Source organism: Achromobacter sp. HZ34, from assembly GCF_002209485.1.
Taxonomy (GTDB): Bacteria; Pseudomonadota; Gammaproteobacteria; order Burkholderiales; family Burkholderiaceae_B; genus Bordetella_C.
The window spans coordinates 225410-244293 of sequence record NZ_NJIX01000010.1 but is presented as its reverse complement, the minus strand read 5'-3'; the positions used below and the strand labels follow the sequence as shown (position 1 = coordinate 244293).

Sequence of the window (18884 nt, the reverse complement as noted above, 5' to 3'; positions counted from 1 at the left end):
TTTCCCCCGTAGGGCGTATGCGGTATTAGCTACGCTTTCGCGTAGTTATCCCCCGCTACTGGGCACGTTCCGATACATTACTCACCCGTTCGCCACTCGCCACCAGACCGAAGTCCGTGTTGCCGTTCGACTTGCATGTGTAAGGCATCCCGCTAGCGTTCAATCTGAGCCAGGATCAAACTCTTCAGTTCAATCTCTGTTTGTACGCCTCTCATCCAGTAAACCAGATTCAAGACGTCTTTCGCATTTGCTCAAAGGAAGTGAGAACCAAGACAAATTTCTTCGTCCTGTGTTTCTTACTTCTATGTGAGCGTTTGATTTCGTTGGCGCCATCGATTTCTCGATGGGCAGCGCAATCCGCATCAAGCGCCCACACTTATCGGTTGTTTCGTTGTTAAAGAGCGATACTGCTAACTTCGTACTACCTTGCTGCCTACTCACTGGCTTCGCTGCTTTCGCCGCGTTGCTGTTTCAGCAGCAGAGAAACGAGATTATGAAGCAGTTTTTCGAAGTTGTCAAATTCATTTCTGAACTTTTTTACTCCTTTCAAACGCTGCGTGCTTCTTGGAAGTCACCGCCTTGCATCTGAAACCTGCTTTGCTCGATTCGTTGCCGAATCTCGCTGAAACCGTTTTTGGCGGCGCTGAGCGCTCAACCTAAAACTGCTTCATCATCTCACTTCACCTTCACTGCCTTGCCCCAGCTAAGCCCATGAAACTACAGGATATTCCTGCCGTTTCGTCGTCGCTTGTTTGTGTTGGAGCAGCGAAGGAGCGAGACTATAGCACAGCTTTTTTGCGTGTACAGCCGATTCGCGAAAATTTTTAAAAAAACTTGCGCCGGCCGCGCCAGGCCGGGAGTGCGAGCCGCCAGATTACTCCCTTCCCTATATATGACTATAGGGAGCGCATTCAGATCGCCTGGCTGGCGCATCCCGCTATCCAGCCGAGGCGCAATTCCTCTACTAGCAGTGGCGTCACGCACCCGCCAGCCGGCGCTACCTCATCCCGCATTGCAGCAGTTTCAGATGCGTGTAGGGGCGCACCAGCCACAATGGCGTCAATACGTTTGTGTAGTTTGCGCCAGTCCGGCCGCGCCGCATTGGCCGGCTCGTCCGCCGGCCTGGCCCTGGAAGCTTTGGAGAGTCATATGAGTTCCCCCCGTTTGCCCCGTGTGCCCATACTGGAGCCCGCTCAAATGACGCCGGAACAAAAACGTATATATGACGTGATCACCTCCGGGCCGCGCGGACAGGTGCGCGGCCCCTTGGCCGTATGGCTGCACCGCCCTGCCCTGGCCGAGCCGGCTCAAGCACTGGGCCGCTATTGCCGTTTCGAAACCAGCCTGCCGCCACGGCTGTCTGAATGGGCCATCCTTATATTGGCGCACCACTGGCGTTCGGACTTCGAGTGGTGGGCGCACAAGCCGCCTGCGCTCAAGGCCGGTATCAGTGTGGAAATGATAGAGGCCCTGCGTGATGGCCAGCCCATTCCCTACGGCGATCCCGACGAAGCCCTGATCCACGAGTTCCTCAACGTGCTGCACGCGGAGCGCGCCATTCCCCAGGAACTGTACGACCGCATCGTCCATGTGCTGGGCGAGGCAGGCGTCATCGACCTGGTCGGCATCGCCGGCTACTACACGATGATTTCGATGACGCTGAACGTATTCGATATCCGCCCGCCGGAAGGCAAGCCTTGCGAGCTGGGTGCCGTGGAGTAGGCACGTCCTGTTGCACGCTTGCTGTAGCCAAGGAGCAGGCACGCCCCAACATAAGCCGGCCGTCGCCATCGGCGTCGCGCCTGGTCACCATATCCCTCGCCCGCGATCCCGGCTGCTGTCCAGTTCATCCTCGGCCCGCAGCCGGCTGGTTTCCGCTTCCGGCAAACCGATGTCGCGCAGCGTGTGCGCATCCAGGTGGGTCACGGGATTGCCCTCCAGCGACCTGCGCCACCATGCCATACGGCCGAGCACCCGCCCAAGCCGGCTCCGCGCCGGCTTCATCAATACATCCCTATTCATCGGTTTCCCCTGGTTTGGCCACTGACTGTTCAGGATAGGGAACCAGGGCGCCTTGAGGAATCGACTTGTTCCGCCCACGCTGGAAAGTTATTCTTACCAGATGCCGCGCCTGCCCTTGAATACCCTGCCCACCTTCCGCGTCATCGCCGAGCTGCAGAACCTGCGCGCGGCGGCGGAAACCTTGCACCTGACGCACAGCGCCGTCAGCCAGCAGTTGCGCGTGCTGGAAACGCAGCTTGGCCACCCCGTGTTCGACCGCCACGGCCGGCGCTTGAGCCTGAATGCGGCGGGCGCTGCACTACTGCCTTACGTAAAAGAGGCATTGGCGCAGCTGGATGAGGGCATGCAGGCGGCCGCGGCAGCGGCCAGTTCGACGGGGCAGCGGCTGCGTCTGAGTGTGCTGCCCTCGTTTGCGCAACGCTGGTTGTTGCCACGTATGGGGCACTGGCGTGAACAACATCCCGACATCGCGTTGGAAATTGAAAGCTCGCAACAATTGGTGGATGTGCGACGCGAGGGATTTCACGCGGCCCTGCGGCAAGGGCGCGGCCCCTGGCCCGGTTTGCACTCGGAAAAATTGTTCGACCATCCGATGCCCATGATCCTGGTCGGTTCGCCCGCCGCATCACGGCGGCTGGCCGGCGCGACACCGGGCGACTATGCCCGCGAGCCGCTGCTGGGCGAGGCGGGCCTGTGGGAACAGTGGTTCAGCGCGGCGGGGGCGCCGCGCAAGGTAAGCACGGTGGCGGTGTTCAATGACGCGGGGCTGCTGTTGTCGGCGGTCGAGCAGAACCTGGGCCTGGCCATCGTGCGCGAGCTATTGGCGGCCGATGCCTTGGGCGACGGCCGGCTGGTGCGCCTGTCGCCGGTCGAGATTCTTTATGACTCCGCCAATGCCTATCAATTGGTGTATCCCGCCGCGCTGCAGAACTGGGCGCCCTTGATCACGCTGCGCGACTGGATCCGCGACGAACTGGAAGCGTCGCGGCGCGCGCTGCAATATGGATCGCCCGGCAAGCGCCGCGCGACCCGCAAGGGCACCGCTCACGCCGCGTCCAGTTCGCGGTAGTAACGAAAGATGCCGTCGCCATAAGCGACACGGCGATCGCTCTTCAAATAATCCTGCAATTCGGCCAGGGCAGCGACCTGCTCGTGCAGGGCAAAGACATGCGGATAATCCCGCGCCAGCGTCGCCATCCGCTTGGGAAAGGCATACAGCAGGCCGTCGACCAGGCCGAACAGAGACAGGTCGGCATAGGTCCAGCGCTTGCCGCCCGCCAGCCAGTCGCCCCGCGCGGACAGGATGGCGTCGAAATACCCCAGGAATTTCGGCATGCGCGCATTACGAAAATCATCGGCCCGGCGGCTGGCTTCTTCCTGCTGGTCTTCGTAGTAGAGGGCTGACGCCACTGGATGATGGGTGTCATGCGCCTCGGTGACCATATCGGCGATGGTCAGTTGCAGTTGGTTGACCCACAGGCGCCCGGCCACGTCGTCCGGTGCCAGGCCATGCTGCTCCCCCAGATACAGCAGGATATTGGCGGTCTGCGCGATGACCAGGTCGCCGGCCACCAGATAAGGCGGCGCGAAGGGGGGACACTGGGGATGGGCGCGCATGTCGCGCAGCATGGCGTCTTCACCGTTTTTCTCCCGCGCGCGGTCGCGATAAGGCAGGCCGGCGGCCTCCAAGGCCAACCGGACGAATTCGCCGCGTCCCGGGATGCCTGTCCAATACCAAAGGTCATAGACCATTACCGCCTCCTGTGTGCACTGAGGAAAGTCCATCAGCGCGCAACCGGTGTACCCGCTGCGCCCCTCACCCCCATCCACGATCTACCGGCGGCGGCACAGGCGCGCTCGCGGCCATACCGCAGCATCAGTTTGTTGCACGCGGACGAAGGCGGCTTGCTATGCTCCGACCGTCTCAGCACGCTATCGCAAGAATGAAGCAAGAATGAACATCCCGATCTTTACGTCCAGCCGAATGCGCACCACGGCGGACCCGGCGGCGCCCACGCGCACCGCCCCCGGTCAAGGGGACGCCCGCGCCGCGGTCACGTATCCGGCCCGTGCCGCGGCCCGCCAGGGCCGGGGCTTGATCCCTGCCCTGTGGCTGTGCCTCGCCCTGTGCCTGGGCTTCATCCTGGCCGGGACCGCCACGCCCGCGCAGGCCCAAGGCGCCTCGGCCGCGACCGCCCCGGCCAGCGACGCCGAAAAGTCGCCGGACAAGGCCCTGGAGGCCGCGCGCAAGCAGATGGACCTGCTGCGCAAGGGCCTGGCCGAAGAAACCGACGATGCCGAACTGCTGCGCCGCCGTGCCGCCGCGCTGGACATCCAGGCCAAGGCCGACGCCATCGCCGATCGGCTGGCCCCGGCCTTGGCCGCGATGCAGGCACGCCTGACGGAATTGGGACCGGTGCCCGACGGCACCAAGGAAGCGCACGACGTTGCCACCCAGCGCGCCGAGCTGGAGAAATCCCGCGGCACGCTGGACGCGCAGGTCAAACTGGCGCGGCTGCTGTCCGTGGAAGGCGTGCAGACCGCCGAACAGGTGGCCAACGTCCGCCGCGCGCAATTCCAGGCGCGCCTGGGTGAACGGCGCCCCTCCATCCTGGGCACCTTCTTCTGGTCGGAGTTCCGTGGCGACGGTCCGCGCGACATTTCCCGCCTGGGCGACCTGGGCGATGAATTGGAGACCGCTCTGGCCGGCCTGCCTGTCTGGGCCTGGATGGCGCTGGCCGCGGCGCTGGCCATCGTCATCGGCCTGTGGGCCCTGATCAGCCGCGCGCTGATCCGCCTGACGGCGGCGCGCGTGCCCGCCGGCCGCCTGCGCCGCTCCGTGCATGCCTTGACCATCGTGCTGCTGGCGACCATCACGCCCGGGCTGATCGCCGAGCTGGCGTTCATCGCGCTGGACTGGAGCGGCGACCTGGCCGACGACACCCGCGCCCTGCTGGCCGGCACCGCGGGCATCGTCTGCTTCGGCGGCTTCGTGGCCGGCCTGGGCATCGCGCTGCTGGAACCGTCACGGCCGTCCTGGCGCCTGCTCGCCATCCCCGACGAGATCGCCACGCGCATGCGCTGGTTCCCGCTGACATTGGGCCCCCTGCTGTCGGCGGTCTGGGTCTTCGAACGCCTGCCCGGCGTGATCAGCGCCAGCCTCAGCACCACCATACTTGGCAACTGTATCGCGGCCCTGGCGATAGGCAGCATCGTGGCGCTGGGCCTGGCGCGGCTGGAACGCGCGCGCCGCCGCGCGCTGCGCGATCCCGAAACCGGGCACGTGCCGCCGCGCAGCCTGCTGTATGTCATCGTCGTCAGCGCGATGTGGCTGGTGCTGACCTGCTCGCTGCTGGCCCTGCTGGTCGGCTATGTCGCCTTCGGCAGCTTCGTCGTGAAGCAGCTGACCTGGAGCCTGATCGTCGTCGCCGCCACCTACCTGCTTTCCTTGCTGGTGGACGACTTCTTCATGGCGGTGCTGGGGTCCAAGCGCGACAACGGCGACAAGGATAAGGATAAGGACAAGCACCAGCCGCGCTTGCGCGACCAGGCCGCGGTGCTGCTGTCGGGCGTGGCCCGCGTTTTCATCGCCATCATCGCCATCACCCTGGTGCTGAGCCAGTTCGGCGAAGGCCCGATGGAACTGCTGCAGCGCGTGGATCAATGGCGCAACGGCCTGGCCATCGGCGAGGTGCAACTGCGCCCCGCCGCGTTGATGCAAGGCCTGCTGGTGCTGGCCGGCGGCCTGCTGGCGGTGCGCATGCTCAAGCGCTGGCTGACGGCGCGCTTCCTGCCCACCACCACGCTGGACACCGGCATGCAGACGTCAACCACGACGCTGTTCGGCTATGTCGGCATCGTGATCGCGGTGGCCCTGTCGATGTCGGCACTGGGCATCGGCCTGGAGCGCGTGGCGTGGGTGGCCAGCGCCCTGTCGGTGGGGATAGGTTTCGGCTTGCAGGCGGTGGTGCAGAACTTCGTCTCGGGCCTGATCCTGCTGGCCGAGCGGCCGGTGAAGGTGGGCGACTGGGTATCGCTGGGCGGGGTGGAAGGCGACATCCGCCGTATCAATGTGCGGGCCACCGAGATCCAGATGAGCGACCGTTCCACCGTGATCGTGCCGAACTCGGAATTCATCACCAAGACGGTGCGCAACGTCACCCACGCCAATCCCCTGGGCCTGGTGCAGATCAAGTTGCCCATGCCGCTGGGCGCGAACGCCGCCACGGTCAAGGAGACCATCCTGGCCGCCTTCACCGAGCATCCGGACGTGCTGGACGCACCGTCGCCCAATGTGTTCCTGGACGGCATAGACGCCAGCAATCTGCAGTTCAACGCCACCGCGTATGTGTCGTCGCCACGCCAGGCCTACGGCACGCGCAGCACCTTGCTGTTCGACATCCTGCAGCGGCTCGCGGACAACGGCATCACGCTGGGCAAGCCGCCTACCCTGCTGGTCAGCGCGCCGGTCGCCACGTCGATGCCGGCGCTGGCAGCCTTGGCGCCCGCCACGGCCGCTCCCGCGGTCGGCCCTGTCGCCTCGACGGCGCCGGCGACACCGACCACGGTTGCCGCGGCGCCTCCACCGGAGAGCGACCGCGGGTAGCGTTTCCTTGGCGTCTTCTCCGAAAAAAATGGCGGACTGGTTTACCAGTCCGCCATTTATCCATCCAGGGCAGGATCCCGCCCCTAAAAGATGCTCCAGAACCCGCGATCCAGGTCGCTCTTGCAGCCCGCGTATTGCACGCGGTAGCGTTCGGCCCGCGCCTGCACCTTGCGCGACACATTTATCAGCCACGCTTTCTTGCGATAGGTGCCGGCGCGGTAACCGCCCCAGCCTTCGTGATAGTTCAGGTACTGCCCGTAGGCATCGGACTTGGCCACGCCGTTCAGGCGTTGCGCCTTGGTGATGTACCAGCCCATGAAATCGATGGCATCGCTGAAATCGTCACGATGGGCGAACCAGCGGTCGTTCTCGCGCACGTAATCATCCCAGGTGTCGTCCTTGACCTGGGCATAGCCGTAGGCGGAACTCACGCGTCCCCAAGGAATGATCCACAACAGGTAATCGCGCGGCGGCTTGGCGTCCTGCCGGAAGCCCGATTCCTGGTACAGGATGGCAAACGGCACCTGTACCGGCACGCCCCACTTCTTCTGCGTGGCGATGGCCGCGTCATACCAATCGTCTTTTTCCCGAAAAATGGCGCAGATATTGTCAGGATTACGGGGTGGCGATGTCGCGCAACCGGTCAAGGCGACCAACACCGCCAGCAGCAAGGAAATACTAAGCGCACGCACGGCCGCCTCTGTCACGCCAAATACGGAGCCGCGATTGTAACGGGGTACGTCCGATGACGTTTTTACGCTGCGGGCGGAGCCTAGTGACAGTGTCCTTCGTCTCTATGGGGCGAGGAAGAAGGCGCGACCGTCGGCCTCCGTAACACTCAGCCGTAACAATCCAGGTCTTATATAAGATATAAGACCACTTGATCCGGCGCGGGCGGACTACTACAATCGCCGCCGAGACTCTTCCCTCACCAACCGTCAAGCAGGCACCTTCATGCTAGAAACTTATCGCCAACACGTCGCCGAACGCGCGGCCCTGGGAATTCCCCCGCTGCCGCTGTCCGCGCAGCAGACCGCCGACCTGATCGAATTGCTGAAGGCGCCCCCGGCCGGCGAGGAAGCCTTCCTGCTGGATCTCATCACCAACCGCGTGCCCGCCGGTGTCGACGACGCCGCCAAGGTCAAGGCTTCCTACCTGGCCGCCGTCGCGCTGGGCAAGGAATCATGTCCTTTGATCAGCCGCGCCAAGGCCACGGAACTGCTCGGCACGATGCTGGGCGGCTACAACATCGGCGCGCTGATCGAACTGCTGGATGACGCCGAAGTGGGCGCCGTTGCCGCCAACGGCCTGAAGACCACCCTGCTGATGTTCGACCAATTCCACGACGTGAAGGAAAAGGCCGACAAGGGCAATGCCAACGCCAAGTCCGTGCTGCAAAGCTGGGCCGACGCCGAATGGTTCACCAGCCGTCCCGAAGTGCCGCAAAGCCTGACGCTGACCGTTTTCAAGGTCACCGGCGAAACCAATACCGACGACCTGTCGCCCGCCCCCGATGCCTGGAGCCGTCCGGACATCCCGCTGCACGCGCTGGCCATGCTGAAGAACGCCCGCCCCGGCATCGAGCCCGATGAGCCGGGCAAGGTCGGCCCGCTCAAGTTCATCAACGAACTGCAAAAGCGCGGCAACCTGATCGCCTACGTCGGCGACGTGGTCGGCACCGGTTCCTCGCGCAAGTCGGCCACCAACTCCGTGCTGTGGTTCACCGGCGAAGACATCCCCTTCGTGCCGAACAAGCGTTTCGGCGGCGTCTGCCTGGGCAACAAGATTGCCCCGATCTTCTACAACACCATGGAAGACGCCGGCGCCCTGCCCATCGAGCTGGACGTGTCGAACATGAACATGGGCGACGTCATCGAGCTGCGCCCCTATGAAGGCAAGGCCCTGAAGGATGGCAAGGTCATCGCCGAATTCCAGGTCAAGTCCGACGTGCTGTTCGACGAAGTGCGCGCCGGTGGCCGCATTCCACTGATCATCGGCCGCGGCCTCACCGCCAAGGCGCGCGAAGCCCTGGGCCTGGCGCCCTCGACGCAGTTCCGCCTGAATCACGATCCGGCCGCCAGCACCAAGGGCTACACCCTGGCGCAGAAGATGGTCGGCCGCGCCTGCGGCCTGCCGGAAGGCAAGGGCGTGCGCCCGGGCGCCTACTGCGAACCGAAGATGACGTCGGTCGGCAGCCAGGACACCACCGGCACCATGACCCGCGACGAGCTGAAGGATCTGGCTTGCCTGGGCTTCTCGGCCGACCTGGTGATGCAGTCCTTCTGCCACACCGCCGCCTATCCCAAGCCCGTGGACGTCAAGACGCACCACTCGCTGCCGGCCTTCATGAGCACCCGCGGCGGCATTTCGCTCAAGCCCGGTGACGGCGTGATCCACTCGTGGCTGAACCGCATGCTGTTGCCCGACACCGTCGGCACCGGCGGCGACTCGCACACCCGCTTCCCCATCGGCATTTCGTTCCCGGCCGGTTCGGGCCTGGTCGCCTTTGCCGCCGCCACCGGCGTGATGCCGCTGGACATGCCGGAATCGGTGCTGGTGCGCTTCAAGGGCAAGATGCAGCCCGGCGTCACGCTGCGCGATCTGGTCAGCGCCATTCCGCTGTACGCCATCAAGGCTGGCCTGCTGACCGTTGAAAAGCAGAACAAGAAGAACATCTTCTCCGGCCGCATCCTGGAAATCGAAGGCTTGCCGGACCTGAAGTGCGAACAGGCTTTCGAACTGTCGGACGCTTCGGCTGAACGCTCGGCCGCCGGTTGCACGGTGCGCCTGAACAAAGAGCCCATCATCGAATACATCAACAGCAACATCGTGATGTTGAAGTGGCTCATCGCCAACGGCTACCAGGACGAGCGCTCGATCCGCCGCCGCATCCAGGCCATGGAAGCGTGGCTGGCCAACCCGCAACTGCTGGAACCCGATGCCGACGCCGAATACGCCGCCGTCATCGAAATCGACCTGGCTGACATCCATGAGCCCATCGTCGCCTGCCCCAACGATCCGGATGACGTGAAGACGCTGTCCGACGTCGCCGGCGCCAAGATCGACGAAGTGTTCATCGGCAGCTGCATGACCAATATCGGCCACTTCCGCGCGGCTTCCAAGCTGCTCGAAGGCAAGCGCGATATCCCGGTCAAGCTGTGGGTGGCACCGCCGACCAAGATGGATGCCCAGCAACTGACCGAGGAAGGCCACTACGGCGTCTTCGGCGGCGCTGGCGCGCGTACCGAAATGCCCGGTTGCTCGCTGTGCATGGGTAACCAGGCGCAGGTGCGTGAAGGCGCGACCGTCATGTCGACCAGCACGCGTAACTTCCCCAACCGTCTGGGCAAGAACACGAATGTGTATCTGGGTTCGGCGGAATTGGCCGCCATCTGCTCCAAGCTGGGCCGCATCCCGACCCGCGAAGAGTACATGGCTGACATCGGCGTGATCAACGAGAACGGGGACAAGATTTACCAGTACCTGAACTTCGACCAGATCGCTGATTACAAGGACGTGGCCGACGTGGTCGACGCCTGAGTGATGGATGGTCCGGCAGCCGCAAGGCTTGCCGGCAAGGCATGAGAAACCCGGCCGCGGCCGGGTTTTTCTTTGGCTCGCAGGAAGTGGGAGCGTTCGACTTCATCTTTTCTCCGCGGTTCGAAGGCCCTTTCGGTCGTCCAGACGTCTGATCTGCACAACACGCGAATTGCAAAAATCGGCTGGGTTATTAATAATAAGAATAATTCTTGTTTGAAAGTTGTTCTCGCCTCACTCTGATTATCAACGCGCCCGGCAACGCTAGATGCCGTGGGCCGCGACCCCGCTCCCTATAAGGAAACTCAATGCATTCTCCCGCCGCCACCCCGGCAGGCGTCGCCGTGCGCGCACGTCATTCAGGTCGACCCGCCCTGCGCCCCACCGCGCTGGCCGTACGCGCCGCCCTGGCCTATGCCGCGCTGGGCGCAGTGCCGTTCCTGGGCAACGCCTGGGCGCAATCGGCCCCATCGCCAACGTCCGACACCGCCACCACCACGATGGCGCCAGTGACCGTGACGGGCGCGGCGACGCAGGGGGACGTGCTGCCGCCGACCTATGGCGGTGGCCAGGTCGCCAAGGGTGGCCGTCTGGGCGTGCTGGGCGAGCAGGACGCGGCCAATGTGCCCTTCTCGGTCACCAGCTTCACCTCCAAGCTGATCGAGGACCAGCAGGCCAAATCGCTGGGCGATGTGCTGCGCAACGACTCGTCCGTGCAGGTCACCAAGGGCTACGGCAACGACGCCCAGCTCTTCGTCATCCGCGGCTTCGCGCTGAACGGCGATGACATCTCCTACGGCGGCCTGTACGGCGTGATGCCGCGCCAGATCATCTCCACGCAAGGCGTCGAACGCGTCGAACTGTTCAAGGGCCCCAGCGCCTTCCTGAACGGCGTGCCCCCCGGCGGCTCGGGCATCGGCGGCATGGTCAACATCGAACCCAAGCGTGCCGGCGACGACCCGCTGACCCGCGTCGGCCTGGACTACAGCAGTTCTTCCCAAGTCGGCGTGTCCGCCGACGTCGCGCGCCGTTTCGGCGCCAGCAACCAGTTCGGCATCCGCGTCAACGCCCTGCAGCGTGAAGGCGATGTCGGCATCGGCGACCAAGGCAATCGCATGACCTTCGGTTCCGTGGGCCTGGACTATCGCGGCGACCGCCTGCGCGCATCGCTGGACTTCGGCTACCAGAAGCAGCGCACCAGCGAAGGGCGTCCCATGGTCCGGGTGAAGAGCGGCTTCGACGTGCCGGACGTGCCGTCCGCGCGCCACGACTACGCGCAACCGTGGACCTACTCGGAAACCGAAAACACCTTCGGCATGGCGAAGGCGGAGTACGACATCACCGACAACTGGACCGCGTTCGCCGGCTTCGGCATGAACCACGCCAATGAGTTCGGTTCCTATTCGACCATGAACGTCAACGGCAGCGGCGACAGTTCGTCGACCCGCATGGACGTACCCTACCGCTCCGACACCTTTGGCCTGATGACGGGCGTGCGGGGCAAGTTCGACACGGGTCCGATCAAGCACTCGGTCACGGTGGCTTTTTCCAGCAACTACCTGAAGAAACGGTCCGCCTACATCCTGAGTTCGAGCTTCGCGACCAATCTCTACGACACGCCTGAAGTCGCCGCGCCGACCACCTTCCCTTACAAGGGCGGCAGCATGAGCGACCCCGGCGTCACCGCGCGCAGCCGCATGAGCGGCACGTCGGTGTCCGACACCATGTCGTTCCTGGACGATCGCATCCTGTTCACGGCCGGCATCCGCCATCAGGACCTGACCACCACCAACTACAACTACGACGGTTCGACTCAGAGCAGCTACGACCGCTCCGCCAATTCGCCGGTGTTCGGCCTGGTGTACAAGCCCGTCGAGCACCTGTCGCTTTACGCCAACCACATCGAGGGCCTGCAACAGGGCGACACCGCGCCGAACACTTCCAACACCCCGGGCCGGATCCTGCCTCCCGGCGAGTCGAAGCAGAATGAAGCCGGCGTCAAGCTGGACATGGATACCTACGGCGCGTCGCTGGCCGTCTTCCAGATCGAGAAAGACGTCGGCCTGCTGGACAGCAACAACAACTTCTCGCCGGCCGGTCGCCAGCGCAATCGTGGCGTCGAACTGAACGTCTTCGGCGAACCGATGCGTGGCGTGCGCCTGTTGAGCGGCATCACTTTCATCGATCCCAAGCTCACCAATACCGCCGACGACACCCAAGGCAACAAGGCCCCCGGCGTACCCAAGTACACCGCCATCCTGGGCGGCGAATGGGACATGCCGTGGCTGAACGGCCTGACGCTGCAAGGCCGCGTCAACCATGCCGGCACGCAATACCTGGACGCCGCCAACACCCAGAAGCTCAAGCCCTACACCACGCTGGACCTGGGCGTGCGCTACGGCATGAAGGTCGCCAGCCACAACGTCGTATGGCGCCTGGGCGTGGACAACGTCTTCAACAAGGCTTACTGGTCTTCGGCCTGGGGCGGTTATCTGACGCAGGGCGACCCGCGTACCACCAAGCTGTCGGTGTCGTTCGACTTTTAAGTGAACTGAAAAATTGCCGCCGCCGCGCGGGGCAATTCAGCGGAGAGGGACCTGTGCTGCGCACAGGTCCCTTTTGCATTGGGTGGCGTGGGCCCGCTATGCCGCGGACAGGCTCGCCTTGCCGCTGCCCTTGCGCTGCACCACCTTGTTGCGGCGGAACCAGTCCTGCCGCTGCCGGAGAAATGCCACGCTTTCCTGCTTCAGCCACCTCTCCACTGCAGCCACACGCGCATTGCCCGCGTCCAGGCTGACGTAGTGATAGGACGCTCCCGCGGCCACCGCCACCGGCAAGACGGGCACCAGGCGCCCGCTCGTCAAGGCATCCATCACGATGGCCATGCGGCCGATGGCAATGCCCTGGCCGCTGATGGCGGCATTCACGGCAAGTAGCGACAAATTGAAGTGCTGCCCGGTATGCACATCGGGCACGGGCGCGCCGGCCAGCCTCAGCCACCGGTTCCACTCCTCATGGTCGGCCGCGCTGTCCCAAGGCAGCTCGTCGTGCAGCATCAACGCCACGGGGATATCTTCCGGCTCACGTATCTCCGGATGACCAGCAAGAAACTCGGGAGACGCCACGGGCAGCAGCCATTCGTCCAGAAACGATACGGCGCGTACATCTTCATAACCGCCCAGGTCGAAGCGCACCGCCGCTTCGATATGTTCCTGCGTCATGCGACTACGATTCAAAGCGTGGAACTCGCCGAACACACGCAAGGAGAGGTCAGGATTCTCGGCAAGCACGTCGCCGATGCGCGGGGTGATCCACTGCATGGCGAACGAGGGCGAACAATTCAGGCGCAGCACGGGCTGGCGCGCCGGCGGCCGCATCGACGTCACCACCTGCTCCAGGATCTGGAAGGACTCCATTACCGCCACTTTCAGCCGCACGCCATGCGGCAACAGGACCAGCTGTCGCTTGCCCCGCTGGAACAGCGGCGTACCCAGCCAATCTTCCAGATGCTTGACCTGCTGGCTGATGGCCCCCTGCGTGACGTGAAGTTCTTCCGCTGCAAGCGTGAAGCTGTTATGCCGCGCGGCGGCGTCGAAAGCGCGCAGCCAGACAAGCAGGGAAGCGGAAAGCATCTTGCTCCTATTAGCCAGACTAATGAGGCTCTTAATATAAATGATTTGTGCACCAACGCCCTCTCCGCCCATCATGACCGCCATACCACTCGTGCGGCACCATAGTGCAGAACACCACTGCAGAGCTCGGCGCGATCCAACGATACAAGGGAACACCATGCAGCAGGGCGACGGCAGCCAGAAGGCTCCGATGGCGGAGCTTTGGGTAAATCCGGATCTTCGGCCGGCATCCAATGCGCTGGCCCACGCCGGCATCGGTCTCGCCGATGTCGAAGACGCGCAAGCCCGCCTCGCCCGCTTCGCCCCGCTGCTGGTGCGCCTGTTTCCCGAAGTGGGCGGCGCGGAAGGCCTGATCGAATCCCAACTCATACCGGTGTCCACGCGGCACGCTGAAGAACTGCTGGGAATCCACGACACGCACATCCGCCAGGCCTGGGGGCGGCTGTTGGTCAAGGCCGACCACGACCTGCCGGTGGCGGGATCCATCAAGGCGCGCGGCGGCATCTACGAAGTCCTGGCCTACACCGAGCGCCTGGCCCTGCAGCACGGTTTGATCCAGGCCGGCGGCGACTACGCCACCCTGGCCGATGCGCCCGCGCGGCGCGTATTCGAACAGCACACCGTGTCGGTCGGCTCGACCGGCAACCTGGGCATGAGCATAGGCATCATGGCCGCGGCCCTGGGCTTCAAGGCCACGGTGCATATGTCCGCCGAAGCCAGGCAGTGGAAGAAAGACAAGCTGCGCTCGCACGGCGTGGAGGTGATCGAGCATGCCGGCGATTATGCCGCGGCCGTGCAAACCGGCCGCGCAGCCGCAGCCAGCGATGCACGCGCGCATTTTGTCGACGACGAACGCTCACTGACCCTGTTCCTGGGCTATAGCGTGGCCGCGTTGCGGCTGCGCGACCAGTTGCAGGCGCAGGGCATGGCCGTCGATGCCCGCCATCCTCTGTTCGTCTACCTGCCCTGTGGCGTCGGCGGCGCGCCCGCTGGCATCGCCTTCGGCCTGAAACAGGTATTTGGCGATGCCGTGCACTGCTGGTTCCTGGAGCCGACGGCGGCGGCCTGCTTCCTTACCCGCATGCGTCATCCGGACCGCCCCGGCATCAGCGTGTACGACGTCGGCATGGACAACGTCACCGAGGCCGATGGCCTGGCGGTGCCCGTGGCGTCCGAACTCGCCTATGCCCAGATGCGCCACCTGATCGCCGGCGTCGCCACCACAGCTGACGCCACCTTGTTCGCCGACCTGGCGGCCCTGCACGATACGCTGGGCCTGCAGGTCGAACCATCCGCCGCATCGGCACTGAGCGGTCCGCGCATGCTGTTGTCGGATCCCGCAGGCGCGGCGTACTTGCGCGCGCAAGTACCGAGCGATGACCTGGCACGCAGCACACACATCGTGTGGAGCACCGGCGGGAGATTCGTACCCGCGCAAGAATTCCAGGGTTTCCTGGCGCGCGGCCGCGCCGCAGGTCCGGCGCGCGCCTGAGCAGAAGGGCGGCGCTTGGCCGGGCCGCTGACCGGGCCAACCGCGCTTGCCGACTCGATTCGGCAAGGCGGCTTATTTCAACAATGAACAAGGGAGTAAGACCATGGGCAGCATGATTTCCCGTAGCCGCTTTTCCATGTTGCGCATCTGTGCAGCACTGGCGTTCGCCGGCACCCTGGCCACCGCCTTGCCCGCGGCCAGGGCCGCCACGCCGGCGACCACGATCACCGCGGTAATGCAGTCGGACATCCGGGTGCTGGACCCGATCATCACCACGGCCTACATCACGCGCAACTTCGGTTACATGATCTTCGATACCCTGCTGGGTACCGACGTGGACGGCAAGATACACCCGCAGATGCTGGAAAAATGGGACGTCTCCGCCGATGGCAAGACCTACACCTTCACGTTGCGCCCAGGTCTCACATGGCAAGACGGCGCGCCCGTGACGGCGGCCGACTGCGTGGCATCGATCAAGCGCTGGGCCACCCAGGACAAGATGGGCCAGATCATGACGCAGCTCATGACCGGCATGCAGGCGATCGACGCGAATCATTTTTCCATGAGCTTCTCCGCGCCGACCGACCTGGCGATCCGCGCGCTGGCCAAGACCAGCGGCGTGCCGCCGTTCATGATGCCGGAACGCATCGCCAAGACGCCGGCCACGGAAGCCATCAAGGAATACATCGGCTCGGGGCCCTTCAAGATGGTCACCGCGGAATTCAAGCCAGGGGTGCAGATCGTATTCGAGAAGAACCAGGACTACGTGCCCCGTTCCGAGCCGCCCAGCGGCACCGCCGGCGGCAAGGTGGTCAAGGTCGATCGCGTCAAATGGGTGACGATGCCCGACCCGATGACCGCGGTGAACGCGCTGGCCAGCGGCGAAATCGACTACATGGAGCAGGTCCCGTACGACATGCTGCCCCTGGTCGAGAACCAGCCCGACGTAAAGCTGGACGTCCTGGATCCGACCGGCAACCAGACCGTCATGCGCATGAACTTCCTCAACCCGCCCTTCGACAACAAGCTGGTGCGCCAAGCCGCGATGTATGCCGTGGACCAGAAGGAAGTGCTGCAGGCGTTGGTGGGCAATCCCAAGTATTACCGGACCTGCCCCGCGATCTTCGGCTGCGGCATGCCCTATGAAAGCGACGCCGGCGCGGACGTCACGGTCAAGGGCAATATCGAGAAGGCCAAGGCCCTGCTCAAGGAAGCACACTACGATCCGAAGACCCAGCCGGTGACCATCCTGCAGCCCACCGACCTGGGCACGGTCAAGGCCCAGCCCATCATCATCGCGCAGGCGCTGCGCAAGGCGGGCTTCAACGTCAAGCTGGAAGCCATGGACTGGCAGACCCTGGTAACGCGCCGCGCGTCGATGGCGCCGCTGGACAAGGGTGGCTGGAATATCTTCTCCACCAACAATGTGATGGCCGACGTCATCGATCCCCTGCGCGCCTTCGGCGTGGCGGCCAACGGCAAGGGCGCCTGGTTCGGCTGGCCTGATGTTCCGGCCATCGAAAAGCTGCGCATGCAGTTCGCGCTGGCCGGCAACGCCGATGAACAGCGCAAGCTCGCCACGCAGATCCAGCAGATGGTGATCGACGAGGGGGTGCTGCTGCCCATGGGGCAGTTCACCGTACCGACCGGCTACCGCAGCACCTTGTCCAAACCGGTGAGCGGACCGATCTCGGTATTCTGGGGCATCAGCAAGTCCGCCAACTGACACCAGGGGAACCGCCATGATTTCATTCATCGCGCGGCGGCTGTTGGCGACGATACCGGTGTTGGCGATGGTCGCGGTCATCGTGTTCGCGATGCTGCGGCTGACACCGGGAGATCCGGCCGCGATCATCGCGGGCGACTCGGCCACGCCGGAGCAGTTGGAACAGATCCGCCACACCATGGGACTGGATCAGCCGATGTACTTGCAATTGTTCCTTTGGCTGGGCCAGTTGCTGCGCGGCGACCTGGGCGTGTCCCTGCTGTCGGGCGCGTCGGTGACCTCCATGATCGCCGATCGCGCCGGCCCGTCCATCGCGCTGACACTGTCGACCATCCTGGTGTCGGTGCTGCTGGCGCTGCCGCTGGGCATCGTGGCGGCCTGGCGGCAAGGCAAGCTGCTGGACCGTTCGGTCATGGCCGGATCGGTGTTGGGGTTTTCCGTGCCGGTCTTCGTCATCGGGTACGTGTTGATCCTGGTATTCGCGGTCAATCTTCATTGGCTGCCGATCCAGGGCTACAAGCCCATGTCCGACGGCGTCGGACCCTTCGTCCGCAGCCTGGTATTGCCGACGCTGGCGCTGAGCACCGTCTACATCGCCCTGATCGCCCGTATCACCCGCACCAGCCTCATCGAAGTGATGGGCGAGGACTTCATTCGCACGGCGCGGTCCAAGGGCCTGCGGGAAGTGGGCGTGCTGCTGGGCCATGCCTTGCGCAATGCCGCCGTCCCCATCGTCACCGTGATCGGCATCGGTATCGCCATGCTGCTGGGCGGGGTCGTGGTGACGGAATCGGTATTCAACTTCCCCGGCGTGGGCCGGCTGGTGGTGGACGCGGTACTGAGCCGCGACTATCCCGTCATCCAGGCCTTGATACTGCTGTTCGCGCTGATCTACGTCTTGATCAACCTGGCGATCGACATCCTGTACACGGTGCTCGATCCCCGCATCCGTTATTGAGGACGTTATGACGATCTCAGCGACATCCTCCGAACCGGACACCGTGCCGGCCGCGGCCCTGGCCGCCCCTACCCTGCTGCGCCGCCTGTTCAATGGCCGCCCCACGACGGCGGCCGCGATCCTGCTGGTGGTCGTGCTGCTGTCCGTGCTGGCGCCGTGGCTGCACACCGTGGATCCCCTGGCGCTGGATCCCGGCCAGCGCCTGAAGGGCATTTCAGCGGCTCATTGGCTGGGCACCGACGCTTATGGCCGCGACGTGTACTCCCGCGTACTCTACGGCGGCCGCGTGTCGCTGGTGGTCGGGCTGGGCGCGGCGCTGGCCAGCGTGGCACTGGGCCTGGTGATCGGCGTGCTGGCCGGCTACTTCCGCTGGATCGATGCCATCGTCATGCGCATCATGGACGGCATGATGGCCATCCCCGGGGTGCTGCTGGCGATCGCCCTGATCGCGCTGTCCGGCGCCAGCCTGGTCACGGTACTGGCGGCCATCACCATACCGGAGATCCCGCGTGTCGTGCGGCTGGTGCGCGGCGTGATCCTCAGCGTGCGCAACGAGCCCTATGTCGAAGCCGCCTTGTCGCTGGGCACCCGCCCGGCCAAGCTGATGCTGCGCCACCTGGTGCCCAATACCCTGGCGCCGTTGGTCGTGCAAGGCACCTACGTCTTCGCGTCCGCGATGATCACTGAATCGATCCTGAGTTTCCTCGGCGCCGGCGTGCCGCCGGAGGTCGCGTCATGGGGCAACATCATGGCCGATGGCAGATCCTACTTCCAGCTCATTCCCGGCCTGGTGCTGTACCCGGGCGTACTGCTCTCGCTGACCGTGCTGAGCGTCAACATCCTGGGCGACGCCATGCGCGACGCGCTCGATCCGCGCATGGCGCGGCGCATGTGAGGGCGGACCGAACCAT

At 64.4% G+C, this 18884-nt stretch carries 13 protein-coding genes and 1 rRNA gene; 9 read left to right on the top strand and 5 right to left on the bottom strand.

Features of this window, described 5'->3' with window-relative positions:
- Positions 1-191, bottom strand: a 16S ribosomal RNA gene (locus CEY05_RS30025); the annotation flags it as partial.
- A gap of 958 nt (positions 192-1149) precedes the next feature.
- Here CEY05_RS30025 and CEY05_RS30020 point away from each other — a divergent pair.
- Positions 1150-1722: a carboxymuconolactone decarboxylase family protein gene (locus CEY05_RS30020; RefSeq protein WP_233161778.1), complete on the top strand. Its 573-nt coding sequence runs from the start codon at positions 1150-1152 to the stop codon at positions 1720-1722.
- Between the two features lie 84 nt (positions 1723-1806).
- Here CEY05_RS30020 and CEY05_RS31180 read toward each other — a convergent pair whose 3' ends face one another.
- Positions 1807-2022: a hypothetical protein gene (locus tag CEY05_RS31180; protein WP_143220711.1), complete on the bottom strand. Its 216-nt coding sequence runs from the start codon at positions 2020-2022 to the stop codon at positions 1807-1809.
- 100 nt (positions 2023-2122) lie between these two features.
- Here CEY05_RS31180 and CEY05_RS30015 point away from each other — a divergent pair, with 100 nt between their 5' ends.
- Positions 2123-3091, top strand: coding sequence for a LysR substrate-binding domain-containing protein (locus CEY05_RS30015; protein ID WP_088600936.1), 969 nt, complete (start codon positions 2123-2125; stop codon positions 3089-3091).
- Here CEY05_RS30015 and CEY05_RS30010 read toward each other — a convergent pair.
- Positions 3067-3774, bottom strand: coding sequence for a glutathione S-transferase (locus CEY05_RS30010; protein ID WP_088600935.1), 708 nt, complete (start codon positions 3772-3774; stop codon positions 3067-3069). The two genes, CEY05_RS30015 and CEY05_RS30010, sit on opposite strands and share 25 nt — an antisense overlap.
- Positions 3775-3976: 202 nt before the next feature.
- Between CEY05_RS30010 and CEY05_RS30005 the strand changes: the two genes are divergently transcribed.
- The gene (locus tag CEY05_RS30005; protein ID WP_233161777.1) at positions 3977-6628 is read left to right on the top strand and encodes a DUF3772 domain-containing protein; all 2652 of its coding nucleotides are present in this window, start codon (positions 3977-3979) and stop codon (positions 6626-6628) included.
- 83 nt (positions 6629-6711) lie between these two features.
- Here the strand turns inward: CEY05_RS30005 and CEY05_RS30000 are convergent, their stop codons facing one another.
- Positions 6712-7320 carry a hypothetical protein gene (locus tag CEY05_RS30000; RefSeq protein ID WP_198952950.1) on the bottom strand — a complete coding sequence of 203 codons (609 nt, stop codon included), beginning with the start codon at positions 7318-7320 and terminating at the stop codon, positions 6712-6714.
- Positions 7321-7582: 262 nt separating this feature from the next.
- Between CEY05_RS30000 and acnB the strand changes: the two genes are divergently transcribed.
- Both acnB and CEY05_RS29990 read left to right on the top strand, forming a co-directional pair.
- Complete coding sequence (acnB, locus tag CEY05_RS29995) at positions 7583-10168, top strand: bifunctional aconitate hydratase 2/2-methylisocitrate dehydratase (RefSeq protein WP_088600932.1); 2586 nt, start codon at positions 7583-7585, stop codon at positions 10166-10168.
- Between the two features lie 305 nt (positions 10169-10473).
- Entirely contained in the window at positions 10474-12711 is a 2238-nt protein-coding gene (locus tag CEY05_RS29990) for a TonB-dependent siderophore receptor (RefSeq protein WP_088600931.1), read from the top strand.
- 96 nt (positions 12712-12807) lie between these two features.
- On the opposite strand, the gene CEY05_RS29985 is transcribed toward CEY05_RS29990, so the two are convergent.
- On the bottom strand, positions 12808-13797 hold the full coding sequence (locus CEY05_RS29985; RefSeq protein ID WP_088600930.1) for a LysR family transcriptional regulator: 990 nt from the start codon (positions 13795-13797) through the stop codon (positions 12808-12810).
- A 157-nt stretch (positions 13798-13954) separates the two neighbouring features.
- On the opposite strand from CEY05_RS29985, the gene CEY05_RS29980 reads away from it, so the two are divergent.
- The 4 genes from CEY05_RS29980 to CEY05_RS29965 all read left to right on the top strand — a co-directional run bounded on the left by CEY05_RS29980 (position 13955) and on the right by CEY05_RS29965 (position 18868).
- Positions 13955-15289 carry a D-serine ammonia-lyase gene (locus CEY05_RS29980; protein ID WP_088600929.1) on the top strand — a complete coding sequence of 445 codons (1335 nt, stop codon included), beginning with the start codon at positions 13955-13957 and terminating at the stop codon, positions 15287-15289.
- Between the two features lie 136 nt (positions 15290-15425).
- On the top strand, positions 15426-17015 hold the full coding sequence (locus tag CEY05_RS29975) for an ABC transporter substrate-binding protein (protein ID WP_088600957.1): 1590 nt from the start codon (positions 15426-15428) through the stop codon (positions 17013-17015).
- 16 nt (positions 17016-17031) lie between these two features.
- The gene (locus CEY05_RS29970; protein ID WP_088600928.1) at positions 17032-17973 is read left to right on the top strand and encodes an ABC transporter permease; all 942 of its coding nucleotides are present in this window, start codon (positions 17032-17034) and stop codon (positions 17971-17973) included.
- Between the two features lie 7 nt (positions 17974-17980).
- Positions 17981-18868 (top strand): ABC transporter permease, encoded by an 888-nt coding sequence (locus CEY05_RS29965; RefSeq protein WP_088600927.1) that lies wholly within the window; start codon positions 17981-17983, stop codon positions 18866-18868.
- Positions 18869-18884: the final 16 nt, after the last annotated feature.

Excerpts from the sequence above, each read along its gene's own strand:
- CEY05_RS31180 (WP_143220711.1), bottom strand. The coding sequence starts at position 2,022 with ATGAATAGGGATGTATTGATGAAGCCGGCGCGGAGCCGGCTTGGGCGG.
- CEY05_RS30015 (WP_088600936.1), top strand. The coding sequence starts at position 2,123 with ATGCCGCGCCTGCCCTTGAATACCCTGCCCACCTTCCGCGTCATCGCC.
- CEY05_RS30020 (WP_233161778.1), top strand. The coding sequence starts at position 1,150 with ATGAGTTCCCCCCGTTTGCCCCGTGTGCCCATACTGGAGCCCGCTCAA.
- CEY05_RS29965 (WP_088600927.1), top strand. The coding sequence starts at position 17,981 with ATGACGATCTCAGCGACATCCTCCGAACCGGACACCGTGCCGGCCGCG.
- CEY05_RS30010 (WP_088600935.1), bottom strand. The coding sequence starts at position 3,774 with ATGGTCTATGACCTTTGGTATTGGACAGGCATCCCGGGACGCGGCGAA.
- CEY05_RS29980 (WP_088600929.1), top strand. The coding sequence starts at position 13,955 with ATGCAGCAGGGCGACGGCAGCCAGAAGGCTCCGATGGCGGAGCTTTGG.
- CEY05_RS30005 (WP_233161777.1), top strand. The coding sequence starts at position 3,977 with ATGAACATCCCGATCTTTACGTCCAGCCGAATGCGCACCACGGCGGAC.
- CEY05_RS29990 (WP_088600931.1), top strand. The coding sequence starts at position 10,474 with ATGCATTCTCCCGCCGCCACCCCGGCAGGCGTCGCCGTGCGCGCACGT.
- acnB (WP_088600932.1), top strand. The coding sequence starts at position 7,583 with ATGCTAGAAACTTATCGCCAACACGTCGCCGAACGCGCGGCCCTGGGA.
- CEY05_RS29975 (WP_088600957.1), top strand. The coding sequence starts at position 15,426 with ATGTTGCGCATCTGTGCAGCACTGGCGTTCGCCGGCACCCTGGCCACC.
- CEY05_RS29970 (WP_088600928.1), top strand. The coding sequence starts at position 17,032 with ATGATTTCATTCATCGCGCGGCGGCTGTTGGCGACGATACCGGTGTTG.
- CEY05_RS29985 (WP_088600930.1), bottom strand. The coding sequence starts at position 13,797 with ATGCTTTCCGCTTCCCTGCTTGTCTGGCTGCGCGCTTTCGACGCCGCC.